Genomic DNA, 10,752 nt, shown 5'->3' on the forward strand with positions numbered 1-10,752 from the left:
CCGCCGTGTCCGGCGAGGTGGTGGGCGATGGTCTGGCTGCGGAGGGCGACGATTTTGGCGGCGGTGGGGAGGGTGAGGTGTCCGGCGACGCAGGCGGCGGCGATTTCGCCTTGGGAGTGGCCGATGACGGCGTCGGGGTGGATGCCTACGGATTGCCACAGCGCGGCGAGGGAGATGACGATGGCGAAGGTGGCGGGCTGGACGACATCGACACGCTCAAGCGAAGGGGCGTCGGGTGCGCCGGTGATGACGTCGATGAGCGACCAGTCGGTGTACGGGGCCAGGGCCGCGGCACATTCGTGGAGGCGTTCGGCGAAGACGGGGGAGGTCTTGAGGAGTTGTGCTCCCATGCCCGCCCATTGGGCGCCTTGGCCGGGGAAGACGAAGACCGTCTTGCCGCGGGTGGTGGCGTGGCCGGTGGTGAGACGGGGATGGGGCTGCCCGGCCGCGAGGGCGGTGAGAGCAGCCGTGGCCTCGTCACCATCGGCTTCGGTGTCGGTGATGATGACGGCACGGTGGTCGTGGAGGGTGCGGGTGGTGGCAAGGGACCAGCCGATGTCCACCGGGCGCGCGTCCAGGCCGGATTCCAGCTGGTCCAGCAGGCGTTGGGCCTGAGCCCGCAGGGCTGCCGGACTCTTGGCGGACAGCACCCAGGGGGCGATTCCGCCGGTGGCGACCAGCCCAGGGTTTTCCGTGCTCTCGTCCGCCTTCGACGCGAGTTCGGGCCGAGGTGCCTGTTCCAGGATGAGGTGGGCGTTGGTGCCGCTGACGCCGAAGGAGGAGATCCCGGCGCGGCGCGGGTGACCGGTCTCCGGCCAGGGGCGGGCATCGGTGAGCAGGGACACCGCACCGGACGTCCAATCCACCTGCGTGGTCGGCTCGTTGATGTGCAGGGACCGCGGGAGAGTGCCCTCCCGTATCGCCAGCACCATCTTGATGACGCTTGCCACGCCCGCGGCGGCCTGGGCATGGCCGATGTTGGACTTCAGCGATCCGAGCCACACCGGCTCGTCTCCCGTGCGTTCCTGTCCGTAGGTGGCGAGGACCGCCTGGGCCTCGATGGGGTCGCCGAGTGCGGTGCCGGTGCCGTGGGCCTCGACCGCGTCCACATCGGCCGCCGACAGCCCGGCGTTCGCCAGCGCCTGCCGTATCACCCGCTGCTGCGAGGGCCCGTTGGGCGCGGTGAGGCCGTTGCTGGCCCCGTCCTGGTTGACCGCCGTGCCGCGGATCACGGCCAGCACCTCGTGCCCGTTGCGGCGGGCCTCCGAGAGCCGTTCGAGCAGCACAAGGCCGACGCCCTCGGACCAGTTGGTGCCGTCCGCCCCCTCGCCGAAGGACTTGCAGCGGCCGTCGGACGCGAGGCCGCGCTGGCGCGAGAACTCGACGAACGCGCCGGGCTGGCCCATGACGGCGACGCCACCGGCGAGTGCCATCGTGCATTCGCCGGAGCGCAGGGCCTGTACGGCGAGGTGGAGAGCCACCAGCGAGGAGGAGCAGGCCGTGTCCACGGTCACCGCGGGACCGGTCAGTCCGAAGGTGTACGAGACCCGGCCCGACGCCACGCTCGTCGCGCCGCCCACCCCGAGGTAGCCCTCCAAGCCCTCCGGCACCGCGCCCGGCCCGGCGCCGTACCCCTGGCCGCTGGCCCCGACGAAGACCCCGACCTCCTGTCCGCGCAGCGACGTCGGAACGATCCCGGAGCGTTCCAGGGTCTCCCAGGCGGTCTCCAGCAGTACGCGCTGTTGCGGGTCCATCGACAGCGCCTCGCGCGGGGAGATACCGAAGAAGGTGGCGTCGAACCCGCCCGCGTCGGTGAGGAAGCCGCCCTCGCGTACGTAGGACTTGCCCAGAGCGTCCGGGTCGGAGTCGAACAGCTCGGCCAGGTCCCAGCCCCGGTCCTGTGGGAACGGCCCGATGGCATCGTCTCCGGCGGCGACCAGCCGCCACAGATCCTCGGGGGTGCGGACGTCCCCGGGCAGGCGGCAGCCCATACCGACCACGACCACCGGGTCCTCGGCCTGGTCCGGAGCGGTCCGGTCACGCCGCACCGGCCGGGGCGTGGCCTCGGCCGTACGCCCGCCCAGTTGGTCACGTAGGAACTCGGCGGTGGCCACGGGGCTCGGGTGGTCGAAGACCAGCGTCGCCGGCAGCCGTAGCCCGGTGGCCGTGTTGAGGCGGTTGCGCAGCTCCACCGCGGTCAGCGAGTCGAATCCCATGTCGCGGAACGCCTGTTCCGGCCCGATGGGGTCGATCGTGGGAAACCCGAGCACCGAAGCGGCCTCTTCGCGGATCAGCTCGACGAGCACCCGGTCCCGTTGGGCCGCCGACAGCCCGGCCAGCCGCTCGACCAGGCCACCCTCACCGGGCTTGGGCACCGGCCGGGCCGTACGCCGGGTAGGCCGGACCAGACCCCGCAGCAGCGGTGGGGGCTCCGTGGCATCCGCGCCGAGGGCGCCGAGGTCGAACCTCATCGGCACCAGCACCGACAGCCCGGACTCCACCGACCGGTCGAACAGCCCCAGCGCCTCCCTGGTGGACAGCCCGACGACGCCCCCGCGCCGCATCCGGTGCAGATCGCCGGAGCCGAGCCCGGCCGTCATGCCACTGGTCTCCGCCCACATGCCCCACGCGAGCGAGGTGGCGGGGAGCCCGTGCGCACGCCGCCACTGTGCGAGGCCGTCCAGATAGGCGTTGGCGGCGGAGTAGTTGCCTTGCCCGGGCCCGCCGAGGACTCCGGCGGCGGATGAGTACACCACGAACGCCGCCAGGTCGTGGTTGCCGTGGGTGAGGTCGTGCAGATGGGTGACCGCGTCGACCTTGGGGCGGAAGACGGTGTCGAGACGGTCGGGGGTGAGCGCCGTAAGGATGCCGTCGTCCAACGTCCCGGCGGTGTGGACCACGGCGGTGAGGGGACGGTCGGCCGGGATGTCGCCAAGGACGGTGGCGAGCTGGTCGCGGTCGGCGGTGTCGCAGGCGGCGATGTGGACGGTGGCACCGAGTTCGCCGAGCTCGGTGCTGAGGTCCGTGGCACCGGGGGCGTCCGGTCCCCGGCGGCTGAGCAGCAGCAGATGGCGTACGCCCTGCCGGCCGGCGAGGTGGCGGGCGACGGCGGCACCGAGGGCGCCGGTGCCGCCGGTGACCAGGACCGTGCCATCCGGGTCCAGGGCGCGGGGGAGGGTGAGCACGAGCTTGCCGGTGTGCCGTCCCTGGCTCATCCAGCGGAACGCCTCGGGGGCACGGGTGATGTCCCAGTGGCGTACGGGCAGCGGCTCGATCCGGCCCGCCTCGAACAGTTCCACCAGTTGGCCCAGCAACTCCCGCACCCGTTCGGCAGGGGCCTCGCCACCGAGGTCGAACGCCCGGTAGATGACTTCTGGGTGCCGCGCCCCGACTTCGCCCGGCTCTCGCAGATCGGTCTTCCCCATCTCGAGGAACCGGCCGCCGGGGCCGAGGAGTCCGAGGGAGGCGTCGATGTGCTCGCCCGTGAGGGAGTTGAGAACGACGTCGGCGGCGGGGAAGGCGTCGGCGTAGGCGAGGTCGCGGCTGGAGGCGAGGCGATCGGCCGGAATGCCGAGCCGGTGCAGGGCGTGGTGTTTGGAGGGGTGGGCGGTGCCCAGGACGGTGGCGCCGAAGTGCTGTGCGAGCTGGACGGCGGCCATGCCCACCCCGCCCGCGGCGGCGTGCACCAGTACCGTTTCTCCCGGCCGGACCCTCCCGAGGTCCTGCAACGCGTACAGCGCCGTCAGATAGGCCACCGGCACCCCGGCCGCCGTGCCGAACGACCAGCCCTCCGGCATCCGGATCACCGTGCGGGCGTCGGCGGTGGCCAGCGGGCCGAACGAGCCGGAGAACAGGCCCATCACCCGGTCGCCCACGGCCAGATCCTGGACGCCCGGGCCGACCTCGGTCACCACGCCCGCACCCTCGGTGCCGATCACCGACCGGCCCGGATACATGCCGAGAGTCACCAGCACATCGCGGAAGTTGAGCCCGGCGGCGCGCACCTCGATCCGCACCTGACCGGACTCCAGCGGTGCGGTTCCGGCCTCGTCGGGCAGCAGCGCGAGGTTGTCGAGGGTGCCGTACTCGGGCGAGTCCAGATGCCATGACGGCTGCGCGGGCACCCGCAGGCCGGGCTCGACCCGGGCCAGGCGTGGTACCCACACCGCGCCACCGCGCACCGCCAGCTGGGGTTCGTCCCCGGACCCGGACCACACACCGGCGGGCAGCTCGGGGAGCTCCTCGTACGTGCCGTCGGTGTCCACCAGGGCCAGCCGACCCGGGTGTTCGGCCTGGGCCGAGCGGACCAGGCCCCAGAGCGCGGTGGCGGCCGGGTCGGTGACCTCGGCGTCCCCGTGTACGGCGACCGCCCCGCGGGTGACCACGGCCAGCCGCGTCCCGGCCATCGCGTCGTCGCCGACCCACCGCTGGATCTCCGCGAGCAGGCGGCCGGTGAGCTCCCGGGCGCGCGCGGGCAACGGCTCGGTGAGGTCGTCGGTCCATGTGCGCGTGTCGGCCACGAGGACGTCGGGAAGGGTGCCCTCGTCGCTCTCCGCTTCGCCGAGCGCTGCCCAGGAGACCGCGTCGCTTTCCGGCAGCGCGTGTTCGCTCCAGCGGACCGTCCACAGCGCGTCATCGCCCTTGCCGCTCTCCAACTGGGTCGGATCCACCGCCCGCAGCGTGAGCGAGTCCACGGAGGCCACGGTCTGGCCCGAGCCATCGGTCAGCCGTACCGCGAACGCGTCGTCGCCCACCGGCTGGACATGCACCCGGACCGCGGTCGCGCCGCCCGCGTGCAGACGCACGTTGTTCCAGGCGAACGGCAGCAGGGTCACCTGTCGCTCCGGGTCGGCGGGCAGGCAGAAGCTGCCCGCGTGCAACGCGGCGTCCAGCAACGCCGGGTGGATGCCGAACCGTTCGGCCTCCGCGGCGTACGCCTCAGGGAGCGCCACATCGCCGAAGATCTCACCGTCCCGGCGCCACGCGGCGACGAGGCCGCGGAACGCCGGTCCGTACGCGTAACCGGCGTCGACGAGCGAGCGGTAGAAGTCCTCCACCGGGATCGGCTCGGCCCCGGCGGGTGGCCACTCGCCGACCGCCCCGTCCCGCGGCGCCGGGACCTGCGCGGTGAGCGTTCCGGTGGCGTGTTCGGTCCAGTCCGTGCCGCCGTCGGCGCGGGAGTAGATCCGCACCGTGCGCCGCCCGCCCTCGTCCGCGCCCACGACGACCTGCACACTCAGGGCGGTGTCGGCGGTCAGCGTCATCGGCTGACCGATCACCAGCTCCTCCAGCACCGGGGTGCCGGTCTCGTCCCCGGCGCGCACCGCCAGCTCCACCATCGCCGTGCCGGGCACCAACACCGCACCGGAGATGACGTGTTCACCCAGCCACGGCTGGGCCCGCACCGACAGCCGCCCACTGAGCTGCACACCGCCGGTCTCCGGCAGTTGCACCACAGCACCCAGCAGCGGGTGGCCCGCCGCCCCGAGGCCCACCGCGCCCACGTCGCCGGACCCGGTGGCCCGCTCCAGCCAGTAGTGCTCACGCTGGAAGGCGTACGTCGGAAGGTCGACGCGCCGGGCGCCGGACCCGGCGAACAGCGCGTCCAAGTCCACCGGCACACCCCGTACGTGCAGACCGGCGAGCCCGGCCAGCACCGCCTGGGCCTCCTGGACGCCCGGCCGCAGGGACGGTACGAACGCCCCGTCCGCCACCGCACCCGCTCCCGCCTCCGTCACCGAGTCCGCTTCCGCGTCCGGGAGACAGTCCTGGCCCATCGCGGTCAGCACCCCGTCCGGGCCCAGCTCCAGATGGGTGCGCACGCCCGCGTCGGCGAGCGCGCGGACACCGTCGAGGAACCGCACCGCGCCCCGCACATGCCGCACCCAGTACTCCGGGGTGCACAGCTCCTCGGGGTCCGCGATCCCGCCCGTCAGGTTCGACACCACGGGCACCCGGGGCGGCGCGTACGTCAGCCGCGACACCACCTCGCGGAACGCGTCCAGCATCCCGTCCATGTGGGGGGAGTGGAACGCGTGCGAGACCACGAGCCGCTTGGTCTTGCGGCCCTGCCGCGACAGCGTCTCCGCCACCGCCGTGACCACGTCCTCATCACCGGAGACGACCACGGACGTCGGGCCGTTGACCGCGGCGATGGAGGCCAGGTGCTCCTTCCCCGTGAGCAGGGGAACGACCTCGTCCTCGGCCGCCTCCACCGCGACCATCGCCCCGGTCGCGTCGAGTCGCTGCATCAGCCGCCCGCGCGCCCGCACCAGTGCGCAGGCGTCCGGCAGGGACAGGACCCCCGCCACATGAGCCGCGACCACCTCGCCGATCGAGTGGCCCAGCACATACGCGGGGCGCACCCCCCACGACTCCACGAGCCGGAACAGCGCCACCTCCAGCGCGAACAGCGCGGGCTGGGTGAACTCGGTCCGGTCCAGCAGCGCCGCCCTCGCCGACCCCTCCTCGGCGAACACCACCTCGGCGAGCGACACCTTGTCGCCCCCGTCCCCGTCGCCGTCTCCAGCGCACAGGTCGCCGAACTGGGCGCATACGTCATCGAAGGCCCGCGCGAACACCGGATAGTGGCCGTGCAGTTCACGGCCCATTCCGGCGCGCTGGCTGCCCTGGCCGGTGAACAGCACCGCGACCTTCCCGGACGCCACGGACCCGGTGACCGCCGACCGGGCGGACGCGCCCGAGGCCACCGCCTCCAGCCCCGCGACGGCCTCCTCGGCATCGGCGCACAGCACGACCGCGCGGTGGTCGTGGAGGGTCCGGGTGGTGGCCAGCGACCAGCCCACGTCCCGCGCGCTGTCGGCGTCCGTCTTCCGTACGTGGGTCAGCAGCCGGGCGGCCTGGTCCCGCAGCGCCTCCCGCGTATGGCCCGAGAGCACCCACGGCACGACGTGGCCGGTGGCGACCGGACCGGGCTCGGTGGACTCCTCCGGCCGCGCGGCGGTGTCCTCCGCCGGGGCCTGCTCGAGGATGACATGCGCGTTCGTTCCGCTGACGCCGAAGGAGGAGATGCCGGCGCGGCGTGCGTGTCCCGTCTCCGGCCATGCCCGCCCCTCGGTGAGCAGGGACACCGCGCCCGTGGCCCAGTTCACCTTGGAGGTGGGCGCTTCGGCGTGGAGGGTCTTCGGCAGCCGGCCGTGCCGTAGCGCCATGACGGTCTTGATGACACTGGCGATCCCGGCGGCGGCCTGCGCATGTCCGATGTTGGACTTCAACGACCCCAGCCACAGCGGCTGGTCCTCCGGGCGGTTCCGGCCGTACGTGGCGAGGAGCGCCTGGGCCTCGATCGGGTCACCCAGGGCGGTGCCGGTGCCGTGTGCCTCCACCGCGTCCACATCGGCCACGGTCAGCCCGGCGTTGGACAGCGCCTGGCGGATGACCCGTTCCTGGGAGGGGCCGTTGGGCGCGGTGAGGCCGTTGCTCGCGCCGTCCTGGTTGACCGCGGTGCCCCGGATGACGGCGAGGACGTCGTGTCCGTTGCGGCGGGCGTCGGAGAGCCGCTCCAGCAACACGAGCCCGACACCCTCGGACCAGGTGGTGCCGTCCGCGCTCTCGCCGAACGACTTGCAGCGCCCGTCGGGTGCCAGGCCACGCTGGCGGGAGAACTCCACGAACGCGGTGGGTTGGCCCATGACGGCGACACCACCGGCCAGCGCCATGGAGCATTCACCGGACCGCAGGGCCTGCACGGCGAGATGGGTGGCCACGAGCGAGGAGGAGCAGGCGGTGTCCACGGTCACCGCGGGCCCGGTCAGCCCGAGCGTGTACGACACGCGTCCGGAGATGACACTGCCCGAGACGCCGACCCCCAGGTAGCCCTCCAGGCCCTTGGGCGCCTCACCCGGACCGCCGCCGTACCCCTGGCCGCTGCCCCCGGCGAACACCGCGATGTCGCGGCCCTCCACCGACCGGGGATCCATCCCCGCCCGCTCGAAGGTCTCCCACGCGGTCTCCAGCAGCAGCCGCTGCTGCGGGTCCAGCGACAGGGCCTCGCGCGGGGAGATGCCGAAGAACGCGGCGTCGAAGCCGCCCGCGCCCTCCAGGAATCCCGCCTCGCGCACGTAGGACTTGCCCACGGCGTCCGGATCGGAGTCGAAGAGTGTCTCCAGGTCCCAGCCGCGGTCCGTCGGGAACGGGCCGATCGCGTCCCGTCCCTCGGCCACCAGCTCCCACAGCGACTCCGGGTCGGTCACCCCACCCGGCAGCCGGCACGCCATCGCCACGATCGCCACGGGTTCGGTGGACTCGGCGATCAGCCGGTCGTTCTCCCGCCGCAGCCGCTCAACGTCCATCAGCGAGGTACGCAGCGCCTTGACCAGGTCTTCCCGGGACGCAGCCATGTGTACTCCTCTCCGCAACCGCGGCGTCAGTCGTTTCCGAAGGTCGTGCCGCGCATCGCCCGGCTCACCAGTTCGTCGGCGTCCAGGTCCGCGATCGCGGTGTTCTCCGCCTCGGCGGCGGTGCTCAGCTCGCCCAGCGGATGCTCCACGGCACCGGCCGTGGAGTCCGCGAGGCGCACCAGCGCGTCCAGCACCCCGAGCTCGTGGAAGCGGCGCAACGGCACCGAGGCCAGCACCCGCCGGATCTCCCGCTCGCGGCCGTCGGCGCCGGTGGCCCCGCCGTTCTCGAGCCCGTCCACGGTCCCGTTGGCGGTCCCGTCCGCGGTGGGCAGCAGCTCCGTACGGAGCTTCCGCGCCAGCGTGGTGGGTTTCGGGTAGTCGAACACCACCGTGGGGGAGAGCTGGAGGCCGGTGGCCGCGTTGATCCGGTTGCGCAGCTCCACCGCGGTCAGCGAGTCGAACCCGGTGTCCTTGAACGCGCGCTCCGGCTCCACCGCGTCACCGTCGGCATGCCCGAGTACGGCCGCCGCCTCGCGCCGCACCAGATCGGTCAGGAACGCCTCCTGCTCCTGGCCGGTCAGCTCGGCCAGGCCGGCCAGGAGCACCTCGCGCCGCGACGCGCCCCCGCCCGGCGCGTCCGCCGCCAGGATCTCGGCCACCTCGGGCAACTGCCGCAGCAGCGGCCGCTCCCGGGCCATCGTGTATCCCGGCACGAACCGCGCCCAGTCGATGTCGGCGACGATCACATTCGGCGGGCCACCGCCCACGGCACGCGCCATCGCGCGCAGCGCGGGCGCCGGGTCCATCGGCAGGATCCCGATACGGCGCCACTGGTCACCGCCATCGGCGTCGATCATGCCGACGCCACCGCCCCAGCCGCCCCATGCCACCGACGTGGCCGCGAGACCCCGGGCGCGGCGGCGCTGCGCCAGCCCGTCGAGGAAGGCGTTGCCCGCCCCGTACGGGGCCTGGCCGCCGCTGCCCCAGACACCGGCACCGGAGGAGAACAACACGAACGCGTCCAGCTCCCGGTCGCCGACGAGCTCGTCCAGTACCAGCGCGCCACGCACCTTCGCCCCCGTCACGGCGGCGAACTCCTCGGTGGTCACCTCGGTGACCGGGGCCGGGGGCAGCCCGGCACCGGCGGTGTGCACCACCGCGGTCAGCGGGTGTGTCCGCTCCGCCTCCGCCAGCACGGCGGCCACGGCGTCCCGGTCGGTCACATCACACGCGACGACCGTGACCCGCGCATCTGCCAGATCCGCCACCAGTTCGGCCGCACCCGGCGCGGCACCGCCCTGCCTGCTGAGCAGCACCACATGGTCCGCCCCGCTCGCGGCGAGCCAGCGCGCCACGTGTGAACCGAGCCCGCCGGTGCCGCCCGTGACCAGTACGGTGCCGCGCGGCTTCCAGGCGCTGCCCGCGCCGTCCCGGTCCCGCAGCATCCGGCGGGCGAAGAGCCCGTCGGCGCGCACCGCGAGTTGATCCTCTCCTTCCGGGGAGCACAGCGCCGCGCACAACCCGTCCGGCAACTCCTCGTCGTCACCGTCCCCTTCGGCCGGCAGATCGATCAGTCCGCCGAAGGTGTCCGGGTGGTCGAGCCCGAGCACGGCGCCGAATCCCCACAGCGCCGACTGCACCGGGTCGGCCGCCTCACCGGCCACCGCGACCCCGCCACTGGTGACACACCACAGCGGTGCGGTGACGCCGTGGTCCCCCAGCGCCTGCGCCGCCGCCAGCGTCGCCGCGGTGCCCACGGACACCGTGCCGTACTCGGTGTCCGCGCGGTCGTCCCACGAGAGCAGGGACACCACCCCGGCGCAGCCGTCCGCCGATTTGACCTGGTCGCCCAGCGCCTCCCGGCCGGTCTCGGCGACCTCGACGGCCACCACCTCGGCGCCCCGCGCGGCCAGTCCGTCCAGCACCGCGCGGACCCGTGCCGAACCGGCCCGTACGGCCGGGACCAGCACCAGCCACCGGCCCGACAGCCGTGGGGCGGCTGCGGTCACCCGGGTCCAGCCGACCCGGTACCGCCATGCGTCCGTGAGGGAGTCCTCCTGGCTGCGGCGGCGCCACGAGGCCAGCGCGGGCAGCACCGTGCCCAGGGCCGCCGCGTCCACCTCGAGGTCCCGCGCCAGGGACTGCGCGTCGCCGTCCTCGATGGCCGCCCACAGGGAGCTGTCGGCGGTTTCCGCCCGCGTGGGTGTCCTGGCAGGCTCCAGCCAGTAGTGCCGGTGCTGGAAGGCGTACGTGGGCAGCGGCACCTTACGGGCCCCGGACCCGGCGAACAGGGCTGGCCAGTCCACGGGTGTTCCGGTGGTGGAGAGTTCGGCGAGGTGGGTGAGGAAGCGGGTGGGGGTGTCGTCGTCGCGGCGGAGGGTGCCGGTGATGG

The 10,752-nt window shown here is 73.6% G+C and carries 2 protein-coding genes; both read right to left on the bottom strand.

What is annotated here, in order from left to right; all coding sequences use genetic code 11:
- Positions 1 to 8,360, bottom strand: an 8,360-nt coding sequence (locus ABD329_RS46575) for an SDR family NAD(P)-dependent oxidoreductase (protein WP_344318110.1), incomplete at its 3' end; no start/stop codon positions are given.
- Positions 8,361 to 8,386: 26 nt separating this feature from the next.
- Positions 8,387 to 10,752, bottom strand: a 2,366-nt coding sequence (locus ABD329_RS46580) for an SDR family NAD(P)-dependent oxidoreductase (protein ID WP_344318111.1), incomplete at its 5' end; no start/stop codon positions are given.

It is taken from the genome of Streptomyces javensis, from assembly GCF_039525925.1.
GTDB lineage: Bacteria > Actinomycetota > Actinomycetes > Streptomycetales > Streptomycetaceae > Streptomyces > Streptomyces asiaticus.